This window comes from Ruegeria sp. Ofav3-42, assembly GCF_022347725.1.
Taxonomy (GTDB): domain Bacteria; phylum Pseudomonadota; class Alphaproteobacteria; order Rhodobacterales; family Rhodobacteraceae; genus Ruegeria.
Window position 1 is genome coordinate 43938 of sequence record NZ_JAKRGB010000003.1, and the last position, 16224, is coordinate 60161.

22 protein-coding genes are annotated in these 16224 nt (G+C 58.5%); all 22 read right to left on the minus strand.

Annotated elements, in window-relative coordinates; translation table 11 throughout:
- Positions 1–3: 3 nt before the first annotated feature.
- Positions 4–408: a DUF5333 domain-containing protein gene (locus tag MHN28_RS05535; RefSeq protein WP_239336968.1), complete on the minus strand. Its 405-nt coding sequence runs from the start codon at positions 406–408 to the stop codon at positions 4–6.
- Between the two features lie 98 nt (positions 409–506).
- Positions 507–953 (minus strand): hypothetical protein, encoded by a 447-nt coding sequence (locus tag MHN28_RS05540; RefSeq protein ID WP_239336971.1) that lies wholly within the window; start codon positions 951–953, stop codon positions 507–509.
- A complete protein-coding gene (locus MHN28_RS05545) occupies positions 902–1318 on the minus strand; it encodes an MAPEG family protein (RefSeq protein ID WP_239336974.1) in 417 nt (138 codons plus the stop codon). Before MHN28_RS05545 ends, MHN28_RS05540 begins: the two co-directional genes overlap by 52 nt.
- A 58-nt stretch (positions 1319–1376) precedes the next feature.
- The gene (gene nuoF / locus MHN28_RS05550; RefSeq protein WP_239336977.1) at positions 1377–2675 is read right to left on the minus strand and encodes an NADH-quinone oxidoreductase subunit NuoF; all 1299 of its coding nucleotides are present in this window, start codon (positions 2673–2675) and stop codon (positions 1377–1379) included.
- Positions 2676–2687: 12 nt separating this feature from the next.
- Positions 2688–2909, minus strand: coding sequence for a DUF5337 domain-containing protein (locus MHN28_RS05555; RefSeq protein ID WP_239336980.1), 222 nt, complete (start codon positions 2907–2909; stop codon positions 2688–2690).
- Between the two features lie 33 nt (positions 2910–2942).
- Positions 2943–4040, minus strand: a complete 1098-nt coding sequence (gene nuoE, locus MHN28_RS05560) for an NADH-quinone oxidoreductase subunit NuoE (protein WP_239336982.1) — start codon at positions 4038–4040, stop codon at positions 2943–2945.
- Entirely contained in the window at positions 4040–4522 is a 483-nt protein-coding gene (locus tag MHN28_RS05565) for a hypothetical protein (RefSeq protein WP_239336984.1), read from the minus strand. Before MHN28_RS05565 ends, nuoE begins: the two co-directional genes overlap by 1 nt.
- Positions 4519–4644 carry a hypothetical protein gene (locus tag MHN28_RS24805; protein WP_255732116.1) on the minus strand — a complete coding sequence of 42 codons (126 nt, stop codon included), beginning with the start codon at positions 4642–4644 and terminating at the stop codon, positions 4519–4521. Before MHN28_RS24805 ends, MHN28_RS05565 begins: the two co-directional genes overlap by 4 nt.
- 1 nt (position 4645) lies before the next feature.
- On the minus strand, positions 4646–5236 hold the full coding sequence (locus tag MHN28_RS05570; protein WP_239336986.1) for a hypothetical protein: 591 nt from the start codon (positions 5234–5236) through the stop codon (positions 4646–4648).
- Positions 5236–6459 carry an NADH-quinone oxidoreductase subunit D gene (locus MHN28_RS05575; protein WP_239336988.1) on the minus strand — a complete coding sequence of 408 codons (1224 nt, stop codon included), beginning with the start codon at positions 6457–6459 and terminating at the stop codon, positions 5236–5238. The genes MHN28_RS05570 and MHN28_RS05575 overlap by 1 nt, the downstream gene beginning before the upstream one ends.
- Positions 6459–6584 (minus strand): hypothetical protein, encoded by a 126-nt coding sequence (locus MHN28_RS24810; protein WP_255732118.1) that lies wholly within the window; start codon positions 6582–6584, stop codon positions 6459–6461. The genes MHN28_RS05575 and MHN28_RS24810 overlap by 1 nt, the downstream gene beginning before the upstream one ends.
- Position 6585: 1 nt before the next feature.
- Positions 6586–6762: a hypothetical protein gene (locus tag MHN28_RS05580; protein ID WP_170422563.1), complete on the minus strand. Its 177-nt coding sequence runs from the start codon at positions 6760–6762 to the stop codon at positions 6586–6588.
- 2 nt (positions 6763–6764) lie between these two features.
- Positions 6765–7367, minus strand: a complete 603-nt coding sequence (locus MHN28_RS05585; protein WP_239336990.1) for an NADH-quinone oxidoreductase subunit C — start codon at positions 7365–7367, stop codon at positions 6765–6767.
- Positions 7368–7378: 11 nt separating this feature from the next.
- On the minus strand, positions 7379–7912 hold the full coding sequence (locus MHN28_RS05590) for an NADH-quinone oxidoreductase subunit B family protein (protein WP_170494185.1): 534 nt from the start codon (positions 7910–7912) through the stop codon (positions 7379–7381).
- On the minus strand, positions 7903–8268 hold the full coding sequence (locus MHN28_RS05595; protein ID WP_050602775.1) for an NADH-quinone oxidoreductase subunit A: 366 nt from the start codon (positions 8266–8268) through the stop codon (positions 7903–7905). Before MHN28_RS05595 ends, MHN28_RS05590 begins: the two co-directional genes overlap by 10 nt.
- Positions 8269–8462: 194 nt before the next feature.
- On the minus strand, positions 8463–9245 hold the full coding sequence (locus tag MHN28_RS05600; protein ID WP_239336992.1) for a crotonase/enoyl-CoA hydratase family protein: 783 nt from the start codon (positions 9243–9245) through the stop codon (positions 8463–8465).
- 9 nt (positions 9246–9254) lie between these two features.
- The gene (locus MHN28_RS05605; RefSeq protein WP_239336993.1) at positions 9255–10109 is read right to left on the minus strand and encodes a hydroxymethylglutaryl-CoA lyase; all 855 of its coding nucleotides are present in this window, start codon (positions 10107–10109) and stop codon (positions 9255–9257) included.
- 66 nt (positions 10110–10175) lie between these two features.
- Positions 10176–12104, minus strand: a complete 1929-nt coding sequence (locus MHN28_RS05610; RefSeq protein ID WP_239336994.1) for an acetyl/propionyl/methylcrotonyl-CoA carboxylase subunit alpha — start codon at positions 12102–12104, stop codon at positions 10176–10178.
- 3 nt (positions 12105–12107) lie between these two features.
- The gene (locus MHN28_RS05615; protein ID WP_239336996.1) at positions 12108–12533 is read right to left on the minus strand and encodes an ASCH domain-containing protein; all 426 of its coding nucleotides are present in this window, start codon (positions 12531–12533) and stop codon (positions 12108–12110) included.
- Positions 12533–14137, minus strand: coding sequence for a carboxyl transferase domain-containing protein (locus tag MHN28_RS05620; RefSeq protein ID WP_239336998.1), 1605 nt, complete (start codon positions 14135–14137; stop codon positions 12533–12535). The genes MHN28_RS05615 and MHN28_RS05620 overlap by 1 nt, the downstream gene beginning before the upstream one ends.
- On the minus strand, positions 14134–14610 hold the full coding sequence (locus MHN28_RS05625; protein WP_239336999.1) for a hypothetical protein: 477 nt from the start codon (positions 14608–14610) through the stop codon (positions 14134–14136). The genes MHN28_RS05620 and MHN28_RS05625 overlap by 4 nt, the downstream gene beginning before the upstream one ends.
- Complete coding sequence (locus MHN28_RS05630; protein WP_239337000.1) at positions 14607–16133, minus strand: AMP-binding protein; 1527 nt, start codon at positions 16131–16133, stop codon at positions 14607–14609. The genes MHN28_RS05625 and MHN28_RS05630 overlap by 4 nt, the downstream gene beginning before the upstream one ends.
- Positions 16134–16224: the final 91 nt, after the last annotated feature.

Consider the following 16224-nt stretch of genomic DNA (forward strand, 5'->3'; position numbering starts at 1 on the left):
CGTCTAGTTCGCCCTCAAATACACGCCGATGGCGCTGTTTCTTTCGATTTCCGCCTGCCCAAGTGCGCAGAAGGAACTGGGGTTGTCATAGGACACACCGTGCCGGGCCAGATAAGCCTCGCCCTTGGCCCGCATCCGGTCCTTTTCGGCATCCGATTCCACATAGGCCCGGATTTCGCTGTCCGAGTATCCCAGATTGTTCGCCGTGGACTTCAGTCCCCACATCACTCCGATCGCCTTCAGCCGACGCCCGCTGATCGACGGGCAGTAATCCGAAATCTCGTTTGCAATCGCGATGTAATAGAGTTCGTCGTCAATCTCCTTGACTTCGCGCAAGGGCGGCTTTGCTTCGGCAACGGCCGGAAGCGTCAGCACCGACAGCAGAGCAAGCAGTTTCATACCAGACATGACAGTTCCTTTCGTCTTGGAACGTCCAAAACGATCTGCGCTTGGGGTGCTATTCAATAACGTCCCCGATGCCGCTGGCTGATATGTAGAAAACCGCTTCATGGCCGCTGGCAGGTTCCGGCAAAGGTCATTTTATCGTCGGCGATGCGCAGATTCTGCGGTTCGGTCTCGGGCCCGACTTTCCAGTCGATTTTGGAGGTACCGAAGGCTGCGATACAGAACTTTGTTCCCTCATAGCGCCCGGCTTCGCGCGCGCCATCCAGGGAAGCCGACACTCCGTTCACGACCACAGTGAAATCCGTCGGCGCCTTTTTCTTATCAACAGCCTTCGCTTTAGCCCTGAATGGCTTACCATCAAAGAGAATTCGGTCGTCGGACGGCGTCACTAGTCCACAGGCTGTTACGATAGTCAGCACGCCCAACGCGCCAGCCAATGCCGCGCGTCCTTTCCAGAAATTTCTACCTGCCAACGAAGGGATACCTTTCTTATTCATCAAATTGCCGCCACCAATGCCATGACGCCCATCAGGACCATGCAGGCCCATCCGATAACATAAAACACCGATCGCAGACCGCTGTGAGGTTTGCCAATACCACGCATGTGAATGACCAACATGACGATGCGCGAAACCAGGGCCACCGAAGCAAGCAAGTTCACCCAGAACGGGCTGGCACCCAACAGGATGGCCGCGACCGTGACTGTCAGATAGGCGGGCAGCGTTTCGGTTCCGTTCAGATAGGCCCGGTTCAGTCGATAGGCCTTGTCCGAATAATCCTGATCCGGCGTAGCGCCCGGGGCCAGACCCTTACCAGCCTTGGCTAGCGCCGAAAACGGCGACAAGAACAGAATGATCACAGTGAAGATCACCAGAGACGCAATAGCGTGTGAATAGGCTGAAAAGACTTCCATGAGCTTTACTCCTTCACCAGAAAGCGGCTTGAGATTGGTTCAATGTTACGCAATCTTGTCACTCCGCCGCCATCGCACCCATGCGCCCAGATTTTTGCGCTTTGATGCGGTCCTCGATCTCTTCCCGGAAATTGCGGATCAGACCTTGGATCGGCCAGGCCGCCGCATCGCCCAAGGCGCAGATTGTGTGGCCCTCGACTTGCTTGGTCACGTCAAACAACATGTCGATCTCTTCCAGCTCGGCCTCGCCCCGTACCAGACGATCCATCACGCGCATCATCCAGCCCGTGCCTTCACGGCAGGGCGTGCACTGACCGCAGCTTTCGTGCTTGTAGAATTTCGACAGTCGCCAGATCGCCTTGATGATGTCGGTGGACTTGTCCATCACGATCACCGCCGCTGTTCCAAGCCCCGACCCCAGGTCGTTGCGCAGATGGTCGAAATCCATGATCGCATCGCGCATGTGCTCGCCACGCACGCATGGCACGGACGACCCACCCGGAATAACGGCCAGCAGATTGTCCCAGCCACCGCGAATACCGCCGCAATGGGTCTCGATCAGTTGCTCAAAGGGGATCGACATCGCCTCTTCAACCACGCAGGGATTGTTCACATGGCCCGAGATGGCAAACAGTTTGGTGCCTGCGTTGTTCTGACGGCCAAAGCCCGCAAACCAGTCGGCGCCGCGGCGCAGGATAGTCGGCACAACCGCGATGGATTCCACGTTATTCACCGTAGTCGGACAGCCGTACAAGCCCGCACCCGCCGGGAACGGAGGTTTCATCCGCGGCATACCCTTCTTGCCCTCAAGGCTTTCGATCAGGGCGGTTTCCTCACCGCAGATATACGCGCCTGCCCCGTGATGCAGGAACAGGTCGAAATCCCAGCCCGAACCGGCCGCGTTCTTGCCCAGCAGACCAGCATCGTAGGCCTCATCAATCGCGGCCTGCAGCGCTTCACGCTCGCGGATGTATTCGCCACGCAGGTAGATGTAGCAAGTATGCGCGTTCATCGCGAAGGATGCGATCAGACAGCCCTCGATCAGCGTATGCGGATCATGGCGCATGATCTCACGGTCCTTGCAGGTTCCGGGTTCGGATTCGTCTGCGTTCACAACCAGATAGGCAGGGCGTCCGTCACTTTCCTTGGGCATGAACGACCATTTCAGACCGGTCGGAAAGCCTGCGCCTCCACGACCACGCAGGCCCGAGTCCTTCATCGTCTGGATGATCCAGTCACGCCCGTTTCCGATCAGGCCAGCGGTGCCGTCCCAATGCCCGCGGGCCTGCGCGCCCTTCAACGTGCGCTCATGCATCCCGTAGATGTTGGTAAAGATCCTGTCCTGATCCTTCAGCATCGTGTCTAACCTTCAGCTGTCCTGACGCATGCGCCAGAGTTGAAAAATGTTCACGCCCGCATAAATGAAACCCGCCAAGGCGGCGAAATCAAACAGCAGCGCAAATCGCCCGGGCAATCCAAGCGCGGGACCGATGAACAGGGTCATGGCAAGCCACAACAGCATGGTCACGGCGATGACCATCCCGATATGTCGGCCCTTGCGGGCTATAGCCTGTTCTTTTTCCTTGTCCATCTCACCCTGATGCCCCGGATGGGCACCGCAATTTTAGTCTTCGTAAGTGCCGTCTTCCTTGGCACGTTTGGCGAATTCGGTTTCCTCACCCGCCGCTAGTTTACCGGCCTGTTCGATCCAACCATCACGTTCGATCCGGCCCTTGAACTTCAGGCGGGCATCAACCCAGGCCACCTGTTCCGGTGTCCATTTCGCGATCTGGTCATAGTGATAAAAACCCAGTTCGTTCAGCGTCTCTTCCAGCTTCGGCCCGACACCTTTGAGCAGCTTGAGGTCATCCGGTTGGCCACCCCGAGCCTCGCTTAGCGTTTCGGGCTGTTCTTCCTTAGCCTTAGCCTCTTCCGCCTGTTTTACGGCGGGTTTCGCAGGATTGGGGGCTTTTGGCGGTTTCGGAGCCGCCTTGGACGCCTCCGCCTTACCGTCCTTACCCAGCCACGGGGTCAGGATTGGCACTTCGGTGCCGTCGATGCGCTTGACCGTATCGCCCAGATCAGTCGCCAGTTCGACACTGGCGTTATACTGAGGCTTACCGGCTTCATATCCGTTCAGGCTGCTGAGCCCTTTCAATGGCTCTGCCGCATAACGTCCGTTCTGCGGACCCGGAACCGGCACCTTTCCCGCCACCAGATCATCAAGAATCCTGCCAAAACTCTCAGCCGTCAGATCTTCGTAGTAATCCTTGCCGATCTGCGCCATCGGCGCGTTGGTGCAGGACCCAAGGCATTCAACCTCTTCCCAGCTCAGCTTGCCATCGGCGGACAGCTCATGCGGCTTGACCGCGATCTTTTCCTTGCAAACCGTAATCAAGTCCTCGGCGCCGCAGATCATACAGGAGGTCGTGCCACACACCTGAATGTGAGCGACCGAGCCAACCGGTTGCAGCTGAAACATGAAGTAGAACGATGCAACCTCAAGCACGCGGATATAAGCCATGCCCAGCATGTCGGCGACGGATTCGATTGCCGGACGGCTCAGCCAGCCCTCTTGCTCTTGCGCGCGCCACAGCAGCGGGATAACCGCACTGGCCTGACGGCCCTCAGGGTACTTGGTGATCTGCGCTTCGGCCCACTGCTGATTGGCAGCCGTAAAGGCAAAGCTATCGGGTTGTTCGGGGTGCAGACGGCGCAGCATTAGCAGGCATCTCCAATCACGATTATGTAAGGATCTTCCTGTTGCGCGCGGCCGTCAGCGATAAGCCGGTCGATCAGGATCGGGGTTTCGGTCTTGGTGAAACCGGCAGGCCGCAGTTTAATCTCGGCCTCTTCTTTCCCCATGCGGCACCCGTTCAGGCGAACGAATTCATAAAGCGCATCAGCACGGCCTTTGGCATCCTCTGCCGCCAGACCGTGTGCGCCGCAAATTGCCGGGGCGATCTCAAAAAACGAACCATCCAGCCCGGCCAGCCCCTGTTCGGCCCAGCTGTTGATCACAGAGCTGACATCCTCTGGGGTCAATCCGCGCGAAGAGAACGCGTTTTCAGCATCCGCAGTATTCAGGCGACACCCGTTATCCCGCATCACCTCCAATACCTGAGCCGTGGGGTGCGGCGTGGCTGCGGCGGTTGTCGCTGCCATCACCACAACATATCCAATTGGCAGAGCGTAACGTATCAATGAACCACCTCCCAACCCACGATGTCGATCGAGCCGGTAATCACGACGTGATCAACCGATCTGCCTCCAAAAGTAGCAAAAGCATAGATCTCTGGTTGTTCGGGGTGAAGGCGGCGAAGCATTTTAATTTCCTTTTCTAACCCAACGCCCGTCCTCTTGGCGTTCGACTAGGTGGCGTGAAGTTAACTCCTGCATGGAGATTTCGAAGTCAGACACCTTGATGTCACGTTGCTCAATTCTCTCTAACAGTTCTTCAGTCGAAAGCGGACCTTTAGCGAAGCAAAGAAGATCGTAGACGTCGTGTAGCAAGTCTCTGGCTCTCAGGGTTGCGAACGCATTGTCCATTACGAAATCCCTACTAGATATTCCGTAAGTGTCACCGTGAAGTTGCTGAAAATAGCCTTTTTCGATGCCTTCGAGAAGCACTGCTCGAAGCTCACGCTCGGTCAACTCCTTTTTGTTTATCTTGAAGTCTTCGTCGAAAGAAGACGATTTGAGTTTGTCCAGAATGTCTGACACTGGGAGAAAATGTGGCGATGTGTGAAGAATCTTATGAACGCTTACACGACGCCACTTGGCAGATTGTGCTGCACGTTCATCTTCCGCTTTGCGACGATAACCTTTTACAAATTCGAAAGCAGACCAAATCGCACCGATCAACGCCGCGATAGTCAGCAAGCTCTCAAAGTAGGCTATGGCGTCGAACCAAAACACTAGCGGTCGATCTCCCCGAACACGACGTCCATGGTGCCGATGATGGCGGCGACGTCAGCCAGTTGGTGGCCTCCGGCGACGTGATCCATGGCTTGCAGGTGCAGGAAGCCCGGTGCGCGCAATTTGGCACGGTAGGGTTTGTTGGTACCGTCGGCGACAAGATAAACGCCGAACTCACCCTTGGGGGCTTCGACGGCGGCGTAAACCTCGCCTGCGGGCACGTGGAAGCCTTCGGTGTACAGCTTGAAGTGATGGATCAGGCTTTCCATCGAGGTCTTCATGTCGGTGCGTTTCGGCGGGGTGATCTTGCCGCGCGCCAATACGTCACCGGGGCACTCGCGGATTTTGGCGATGGCTTGACGGATGATGTGCAGCGATTGGCGCATCTCTTCCATCCGAACGAGATAGCGGTCGTAGCAGTCGCCGTTCTTGCCGACGGGAATCTGGAACTCGAACTCGTCATAGCATTCATAAGGTTGCGCGCGACGCAGGTCCCATGCAAGGCCCGATCCGCGCACCATTACGCCCGAGAAGCCGTATTTCTGGATATCTTCCTCGGTCACGACACCGATATCGGCGTTGCGCTGCTTGAAGATACGGTTTTCGGTCAGCAATCCGTCGATGTCATCCAGAACAGCGGGGAATTCATGGCTCCATGCCTCGATATCGTCCAGCAGTTCGGGCGGCAGGTCCTGATGCACACCACCGGGGCGGAAATAGGCGGCGTGCAGGCGGGCACCACAGGCGCGCTCATAGAACACCATCAGCTTTTCGCGTTCTTCAAAGCCCCACAGCGGCGGGGTCAGAGCACCCACGTCCATCGCCTGCGTGGTCACGTTCAGCAGGTGGTTCAAAATGCGCCCGATCTCGGAATACAGAACCCGGATCAGAGAGCCACGGCGCGGCACTTCGACCCCGGTCAGCTTTTCGATGGCCAGACACCAGGCATGTTCCTGGTTCATCGGCGCAACATAGTCGAGACGGTCGAAATACGGCAGGTTCTGCAGATACGTCCGGCTTTCCATCAGCTTTTCGGTACCACGGTGCAGCAGACCAATATGCGGATCGCAACGCTCGACGATCTCGCCGTCCAGCTCAAGCACGAGACGCAGAACCCCGTGCGCCGCAGGGTGTTGCGGGCCGAAGTTAATGTTAAAGTTGCGGATCTTCTGTTCACCGCTCAGCGCGTCCGTGCTGCCGTCATCGTATCTTGAGCCGTCCATCAACGCCCCCGTTTGTTCTTTTTCGCATTGGCCCGCACCCGGACCTTTTCCGCCTCAGCCGCCTTTGCCGCGGCCCCTGCCAGCAGCACCCCCAGCGCGCCTAAAACGATCAATTCGCCCATCATGTCAGCGGCGCTCCATCTCTTGCAGCTTCATCGCCATCATCCACAGCAGGACAATCACGACCGGCGAGATGATGCATGCAAACGCCCAGTTCTTGTTGATCCCGAAATGCGGCAGTAACTTGATCATCGGAACGACCGTTGCCACCACCAAAACTATCCAGATCAGGAACTCGAACATGATTAGGTCTCCTGTTTCTCATCCCCGGGCAGAATGTAGTTCGCGCCTTCCCACGGGGACATGAAATCAAACTGACGGTACTCTTGAACAAGGCTGACGGGCTCGTAGACCACACGCTTTTGCGCCTCGTCATATCGCACTTCGGTATAACCTGTGGTCGGGAAATCCTTGCGCAGCGGATAGCCGCGGAAGCCATAGTCCGTCAGGATGCGCCGCAGATCCGGGTGGCCGGAAAACAGAATGCCGAACATGTCGAACACCTCACGCTCGAACCAGTTGGCCGAGGGGTGAACGTCGGTGATCGAGGGCACCATGTCCTCTTCACGGATCGAGACCCGCAGGCGGATGCGCTGGTTCTGGTACATCGACAGGAAGTGATAGACCACGTCGAACCGCTTGGCGCGTTCGGGGTAATCGACACCGGTTATGTCGACGAGGGTCGTGAACTTACAGTTTTGGTCGGATTTCAGAAATTCGACGAATTCAACAAGGTTTGAAAGGGCAACATCCACGTTCAGCTCACCGTGGGTTACATCCCATGACAACACGCAGTCCGCCCGCTTTAGCTCCAACTGCGCGCCGAGTTCCTTGAGTGCTTCGCTCATCAGCTCTCTCCTCAGCGTACGATGGTGCCGGTGCGGCGGATTTTGCGCTGCAACTGCATTAGGCCATATAGCAGCGCTTCAGCAGTCGGAGGGCAGCCCGGGACGTAAATGTCCACCGGAACGATGCGGTCGCAACCGCGCACAACCGAGTAGGAATAGTGATAATAACCGCCGCCATTCGCACATGACCCCATCGAGACCACATAGCGCGGCTCGGGCATCTGATCGTAAACCTTGCGCAGCGCCGGGGCCATTTTGTTGGTCAGTGTACCCGCGACGATCATCACATCCGACTGACGCGGAGATGCACGCGGGGCGATGCCAAACCGTTCCGCATCATAACGCGGCATCGATGTGTGCATCATCTCAACCGCGCAGCAGGCCAGACCAAAGGTCATCCAGTGCAGCGAACCTGTACGGGCCCAGTTAATGATGTCTTCCGTCGAGGTCAGCAGGAACCCTTTGTCCTGCAGCTCGGCATTCAGGGCCTGGGTGGCGACTTCCTTGTCGACGCCAGCGGTGTTTGCACCCGTCATCACTCCCATTCCAGGGCCCCCTTCTTCCATTCGTAGGCAAAGCCGATGGTCAGAACGCCCAGGAAGACCATCATGGACCAGAAACCCACGTCGCTGATGTCCTTGAAGCCGACGGCCCAGGGGAACAGGAAGGCAATTTCCAAGTCGAAGATGATAAAGAGGATCGAGACCAGATAGAACCGGACATCGAATTTCATCCGTGCATCATCGAACGCGTTGAAACCACATTCATATGCGCTGACTTTTTCGGGATCGGGGTTACGGACGGCCAGAACGACAGCCGCCAGAATCAGGACGATTCCAAGGCCCACAGCTACGGCCAGAAACACCAGAATCGGGAGGTACTCCCGCAATAGGTCTTCCACGTACAGCTCCTTTCCTGCGCATACCCTAAAGGGGAGCGCCGTCAATTGGCGTGTTGACTGGACATTCTCTATCCGCGCGGGGTCAGAGGGTCAACCGAACAGAAACGCGCAGGGGGCTAATATTCGTCTTCGCGCAACCCTTGGCAGACGCATTGCTTATCCAGTCGCAATCGCTTCGCAAGTAGCGCCTAAACCTAACTAATCCATGCAGGTTTTCGTTTTTCGAAGAATGCGCCGATTCCCTCTTTGGCCTCGTCGGTTTCCCACCTCTCGACCAGCTGACGGATCGTGTGATCGATCACGGCATCGTCAATGCGTGGTCCTAACTGCCGAACCAGTTGTTTTGCAGATGCAACGGCCCCCGGCGCGCAGGAAAGGTAGGGCAAGACCTCCGCCTCAATCGCATCGCCAAGACCTTCGGCGGGCACAATTTTGGCCAGCAGTCCGAGTTCCACAGCTTCCGCCGCATCGAACAGCCGAGCAGACATGAACACGCGCCGCGCGCGGGCTTCGCCCATGCGAGCGATGACATAGGGACCAATCGTCGCGGGGATCAAACCGAGCTTGGTTTCCGTCAGGCCCATTTTGACCGTATCGACACCGATTGCCATATCACAGACCGATGCCATCCCGACGCCGCCACCGAATGCATTGCCCTGAATAGCGCCGATCAGAGGTTTTGGCAGAGAGTTCAGAGCCTGCAGCATTTCAGCCAGCTTGCGCGCCTCAACAAATCGCGTTTCAGGGTCCGCTGCCATTTGCGCCTGCATCCAGCCCAGATCGCCTCCGGCGCAAAAGCTCTTGCCTGCGCCGGTCAGCACCACAACCCGCACCGAGTCATCCTCGCCAAGCTGGTCAGTCGCCTGTGTCAACTCGGTAATCATTTGCGCCGACATGGCGTTATGCTTTTCGGCACGATCCAGTGTCAGAGTGGCCACGCCGCGGGCGTCCGTGGTCACCGAAATGGTTTCAAACATGAATGCTCCTTACTCCGACCGCATGGCGCGCGCCATCTGCGCGGCCTCTTCGATGACGTCCTCGTCAATCCCGGTCTGATATCCAAGCCGCTCCAAGTGGGCGACAACCGCCTCGGTGGCCACGTTCCCTGCAGCTCCGGGCGCGTAAGGGCAGCCGCCCAACCCACCGACAGCACTGTCAAAAACCCGAACACCCAGCGCCAGCGCGGCGTCGATATTGTCAATCGCCCGCCCGTTGGTGTCGTGGAAATGACCTGCCAGACGAGTCATCGGCACACGCTCACGAACCGCCAGCAGCATATGGGCGATGGTGTCGGGGGTTCCCTGCCCGATCGTGTCCCCTAGCGAGACCTCATAACATCCCAGCGAGAACAGCCGGTCCGCAACCTCGGCCACTTTCTCAGGCGGAGTCGGGCCGTCATAGGGGCAATCGGTGACGCAGGACACATACCCACGCACGGGCAGGTCAATATGGCGCGCAGCTTCCAGGATAGGCGCAAAGCGTTCGATGGATTCTTCGATGGTCGCGTTGATATTGGCTTTCGAGAACCCCTCGGAGGCCGAAGCAAACACCGCTATCTCATCTGCCTTAGCCGCCAGCGCGTCTTCATAGCCCCGCATGTTTGGCGTCAGCGCAGCATAGCGCACCCCATCGGCCCGCTTAATCCCGGCCAACACATCCGCACTGCCCGCCATTTGCGGCACCCACTTGGGCGAGACAAAGCTGGCTACTTCGATACGATTGAAACCGGCCCGGCTGAGGCAATCGACCAGAGCCACTTTTTCGGAGACCGGTATCTCTCGCTTTTCATTCTGCAACCCGTCGCGCGGACCCACCTCAAAGATTTCGACCCGATCACCCATGGCTGTGCCCTTTTCTGATTGCGGTATTCAAACCGACTGTGCCACGTTGCGCGGAAACGGGACAGATCATTCCTCCTCCAACCGGACCAGCGCGGCTCCGGCTTCGACCTGCGCACCCGCGTCCGTCAGCACCTCGGCAACGACGCCATCGCGCGCGGCCAATAGGGAATGTTCCATCTTCATCGCTTCCAGAATTGCCAGCCGGTCTCCTTCCTGAACCGCTTGACCCACTTCGGCAAAGACTGCTTTGACCAGACCGGGCATGGGGGCTTCGATTACGTTTGTATCGCCGGAAGAACTGGAATCGCGGTCCAGAGGGTCAACGATATCAAGAGCTTGCCCATAGTTTTGGAATACCGTGATCCGAGAACCCGAGGTGGCAACGCGCGGCATCGCTTCGCCGTTGATGCTCCATCCCCCCGCACCACGCTCCGCCAAGATGGTCTCGCGGCCCACTTGCCACAGCTGTCGGTTCGGACCTTCGACCTGCACACCCAGATCGATGACGTCCTCAGACCGCAACTGAACGGCCCGATGCAGCGGAGCCCAAAGAGAAAATCCCGTTTCCTCACCTGTATTGACCAGATTCAATGCCGTCATCGCGGCAGCGACAATCGATTTAGCCGGGATTGGCGCCTCCTGAACCAGAGCGTCCAGATCGCGCCCGATCAAACCAGTATCCACATCACCAGCGGCGAATCCCTGATGTCTGGTCAACGCGCCAAGAAAGCTGAGGTTCGTCACAGTTCCTGCAACTTCGGTCCCTTGCAGGGCGCGGTGCAACTGCTCCAGCGCAACGGCACGCGTGGGGCCGTGGACGATCACCTTGGCGATCATCGGGTCGTACCACGGGCTGATCGTATCGCCCGAGCGCACGCCACTGTCGGCACGACAAGCCGCCGGGAACTGCAGATGCGTCAGCGTACCAGTCGCCGGCAGAAAGCCTTTCGGCACATCCTCGGCGTATAGGCGCGCCTCGAACGCATGGCCCGAAATCGACAGGTCCTCCTGACGCTTCGGCAGCGTCTCGCCTGATGCGACACGTAATTGCCATTCCACCAGATCAACGCCGGTAATTGCCTCAGTCACCGGATGCTCCACCTGAAGACGCGTGTTCATCTCCATGAACCAGAACCGATCCGGGCGCAGGCCGTCCGAGGCATCCACGATGAACTCAACCGTCCCCGCGCCCTTGTAACCGATCGCCTCAGCGGCGCGCACGCCCGCCTGCCCCATCGCTTCGCGCATCTCAGCCGTCATGCCGGGGGCAGGAGCTTCTTCGATCACCTTCTGGTGGCGACGCTGCAGCGAGCAATCCCGTTCGAACAGATGTACGGCATGAGTACCGTCGCCAAACACCTGCACCTCGATATGGCGCGGCTTGGCGACAAACTTTTCGACCAGTACCGCATCATTGCCAAACGCGGTCCGCGCCTCTCCACGGGCGCTGTCCAGCGCCGAGGCAAAATCCTCCGGACGCTCGACCAACCGCATGCCCTTGCCGCCTCCGCCAGCAACGGCCTTGATCAAAACCGGGTATCCGATGGTGTCAGCAGCCCCCGCCAGATGTTCAGGGTCCTGATTGTCACCGTGATAGCCCGGCACAACAGGTACGCCCGCTTTCTCCATCAAAACCTTGGCCGCGTCCTTGAGGCCCATCTTGCGGATCGCGTCCGCCGATGGCCCGATGAAGGTCAGCCCCGCAGCCTCGACCGCATCCACGAAATCGGGGTTTTCGGACAGAAACCCATAGCCTGGGTGGATCGCTTGCGCGCCTGAATCCAGCGCCGCCTGAATGATCACATCGCCCTTAAGATAGCTCTCCGCAGGGGCCGCGCTGCCGATATGAACCGCCTCATCCGCCATCTGCACATGTTTTGCCGAGGCATCAGCGTCTGAATACACGGCAACGCAGGCGACTCCCATCTTCTGAGCCGTTTCCATGACCCGGCAGGCGATCTCGCCCCGATTGGCAATCAGGATTTTGTTGACCATCTCTTACCCCTCAACCGCCAGATCTTCGATTAGGCGGAACCGTTCGCACAACAATTCCATCTCTGGATCGAAACCACCATTACGCTCAAAGTATCGGCGATGATCCTCGCGCCATCCCCCTAGCGTTTCGTTTTCGCCCTCGGCCAACGCGAAATCCTCGCTCATATCACAGAAACGGCAGACCGAGACATTGACGGTCTCGATAACCAGCGCAGGACGTCCATCCCATTCCAAAGCGATGTCGCGCCGCCCAACGACCGGTGTCTCGGGGCTGCCATCCGGATAGTCCCTCAGCGCGCCGCAGGTTGCCGTTTTCCGGCCTGCACGCACCAGTGAAAGCAACTCGGCGCTCATCATTGCGCTGTCGCCGAATTTGAAGGTTTGTGCGCTGGGATACCGGGCCAATACATCTTGCAGTGCCATGTTCATCACATCCTGAACACGCCGAAACGTGTCTCCTCAATTGGGGCGTTCAATGCGGCACTCAACGACAGAGCCAGTACATCGCGGCTTTTGCGTGGGTCGATGATGCCGTCATCCCATAGCCGCGCCGAAGCATAAAGCGGATGCGACTGCTCCTCGAACATCTCCAGTGTCGGGCGTTTGAACTCGGCCTCTTCTTCGGCCGACCACGTGCCGCCCTGCCGCTCGATCCCGTCGCGTTTGACAGTGGCGAGAACGCCCGCAGCCTGCTCACCGCCCATCACGGAAATCCGCGAGTTGGGCCATGTCCATAGGAACCGAGGCTGATAAGCGCGGCCTGCCATTCCGTAATTCCCCGCGCCAAACGATCCGCCGACCAACATTGTGATCTTTGGCACATTCGTCGTAGCCACCGCCGTCACCATCTTGGCCCCGTGCCGCGCGATGCCCTCGTTTTCGTATTTCCGACCGACCATGAACCCAGTGATGTTCTGCAAGAAGACCAAAGGGATTTTGCGCTGCGAGCACAGTTCAACAAAATGCGCGCCCTTCTGCGCGGCCTCAGAAAACAGCACGCCATTGTTGGCAATGATCCCGACCGGGCAGCCTTTGACATGGGCAAATCCGGTCACAAGTGTCTCACCGAACCGAGGCTTGAACTCATCGAACCGAGAACCATCGACCAGCCGTGCGATCACCTCGCGGATGTCGTAAGGCGTGCGCAGGTCGCCGGGAACGACACCGAGAATTTCCTCTGGGTCATAGGCGGGATCTTCGGGGCTGGCCCAATCCACGGTCTGCGGTTTGCGCCGGTTCAGCGATCCGACCGCACGACGCGCCAAGGCGAGCGCGTGGGCGTCATCCTCGGCCAGATAATCCGCCACGCCAGACAGGCGCGTGTGAACGTCGCCCCCACCTAAGTCTTCGGCACTGACGATTTCTCCGGTCGCGGCCTTGACCAAGGGCGGGCCGGCCAGAAAGATCGTGCCCTGCTCTTTCACAATGATCGTCACATCCGACATCGCAGGCACATAGGCCCCGCCCGCCGTGCACGAGCCCATTACCACGGCGATCTGAGGGATACCCTTCGCGCTCATCCGCGCCTGATTGTAGAAGATGCGGCCAAAGTGGTCGCGGTCGGGAAAGACCTCATCCTGATTGGGCAGATTCGCGCCGCCGCTGTCGACCAGATAGATACAGGGCAGATGGTTTTCCTCGGCGATCTCCTGTGCGCGCAGGTGCTTCTTGACCGACATCGGGTAATAGGTGCCGCCCTTCACGGTGGCGTCGTTGCACACCACCATGACCTCTTGCCCCTGCACCCGGCCAATGCCTGCCACAACACCGGCACTCGGCGCGGCATCGCCATACATTCCATGCGCGGCCGTCGCGCCAATTTCCAGGAACGGAGACCCCGGGTCCAACAAGTTCGCCACCCGGCGCCGAGGCAACATCTTGCCGCGCGATTCATGCCGCGCGCGGGATTTCTCTCCTCCGCCCATGCGGGCCGCTTCAGCAGCGGCAGAGATTTGCGCCAGTGCGTCCAGATGAGCCGCGCGGTTTGCCTTGAAGCCCTCGGAGGCGGGCATGGTTTTGGAAGTGAGTTTCATTGCTTAACCTCCAAGGTAAGTCGCTGTAGATAACGCCATTGCACCCAATCTCCCGAGTTCAAATAGATGTCGCACCACATATCTAAGGGGATTCCTTCAATGGGAGACGCATCGCAAACATCAAAAACGTCTTCATCCAATTCTGAGTACTTACGTTCATAATTTCGTGCAGCCCAACTTGATCCTTCGATTTTTTTAGGCAAATCGTTTTTGATAGCTGTCGAAAGAAAAACGATGTGCTCGGAAAGATCAGCTAGGCATTGCAAACGTTTACCTTCAACTCGACCAGTAGTGCAGTATTCAATAGCAAGGTCCGCACAGTTGATATCCATGACCATACCGTTCGAGGCCTGAGTTAGCTGGGCACAACCGTCGAACCACTCCAAGACATTTATCGGCATGGGAGCGGTTTCAGCGACTGCCTCGCCTGCGTCAGCCATGCACAACGGAATGATAATCAGCAGGTGTTTCATACAGCCCTCTCCGCCGCTGCACGCACCTTCAATTCTTTTCGGATCACCTTCCCCGTTACCGTCATCGGTAATTCCTCCAGAAACGCCACCTCGCGCGGGTAAGAGTAATGCGCAAGGCGGTCCTTGACCCATTCCTGCAACTCTCGTTCCTCAGCTTCGGCTTCGGGCTTCAGCACGACGTAGGCTTTCACGATCTCGGTCCGCAGCGGATCAGGCTTGCCGACCACGCCCACCGTCGCCACCGCCGGGTGGGTCAGCAGGCAATCCTCGATCTCGGCCGGACCGATGCGGTAGCCAGCCGAAGTAATCACATCATCGTCGCGGCCCACAAAACGCAGGTAGTCGCCGTCCCACACGCCGCGATCTCCGGTGATCAGCCAATCACCCCGGAACTTCTCAACCGTCGCCACGGGCCGGTTCCAATAATCCAACAGCATTGAAGCCGAGCCGCGCCGGATGGCCACGTCGCCCTCTTCGTCGGTCGGAGTGCCGTCTTCATCAATCACCGCAACCTCATGCCCCGGCACCGGCTTGCCGATGCAACCAGGCCGCACCGGGAATTCCTCCGAGCAGGAGGATACGACCATGTTGCATTCGGTCTGGCCATAGAACTCGTTGATGGTCAGGCCAAACGTCTGTTGCCCCCAGGCAAGCATCTCGGCCCCCAGCGGCTCACCGCCCGAAGCAACGGACCGCAGCCCCGGAATGGATTGACCCGCAGCTTTCAACATGCGCAATGCAGTCGGAGGGAAAAATACGTTCCGCACCCCGCCCCGCTCAATCACGTCTGCGCAGGCCTCGGGAGAGAATTTGTCCAGGCGCGCCGCAACAACCGGAATGCCCAGCGCCAAACCCGGCATAAGGATGTCGAACAGCCCGCCGATCCAGGCCCAGTCGGCCGGTGTCCACAGGCAATCTCCATCACGCAGGTTGTTGTGGCTGATCGAGACGCCGGGCAGGTGCCCCGTCAGAACCCGGTGGCCATGCAACGCGCCCTTTGGGCTGCCCGTCGTGCCTGAGGTGTAGATCAGAACCGCCGGATCCTCGGGGCCGGTGTCTGCAAAGGGTACCGGATCGCCACCCTCATCAATCTGATCCACCATCAACGGCTCAGCCAAATCGCCCAACAGAGCGGCACCGTCCGGGTCGGTCAGCACAACCCGCGCTCCGGCATCGCCCACACGAGAACGCAAGGCATCCTGCTTGAACAATTTGAACAAAGGCACCGAGATCGCGCCCATCTTCCAGATCGCCAGATGCGCCGCCGCGCACCAGGGCGACTGGCTGAGCAAGACGCCCACGCGGTCACCCGGCTGCACCTTTTTTAACAACGCGCGCGCAAGCCCGTCCGTCATTTCAGCGAGCTGCCGATAGGCTACGCGCCGCTCACCTGCCCCGGTCAGATCAATCAACGCGACCTGCTCTGGCGCCTGGGCCAGACACTGACGCGCCATGTTCAGACGTGGCGGAATATCCCAGCCACCCGCTGGGTGCAAACCCGGTATGCGATTAGCGTCTACCATACCGGAAACTCCTTATTTTTTGGGGCTTTGACGCTGAAACTTCCCCTGAATCCGTCACACAGATTTGATGCAGATCAGAGTGCAGACACAT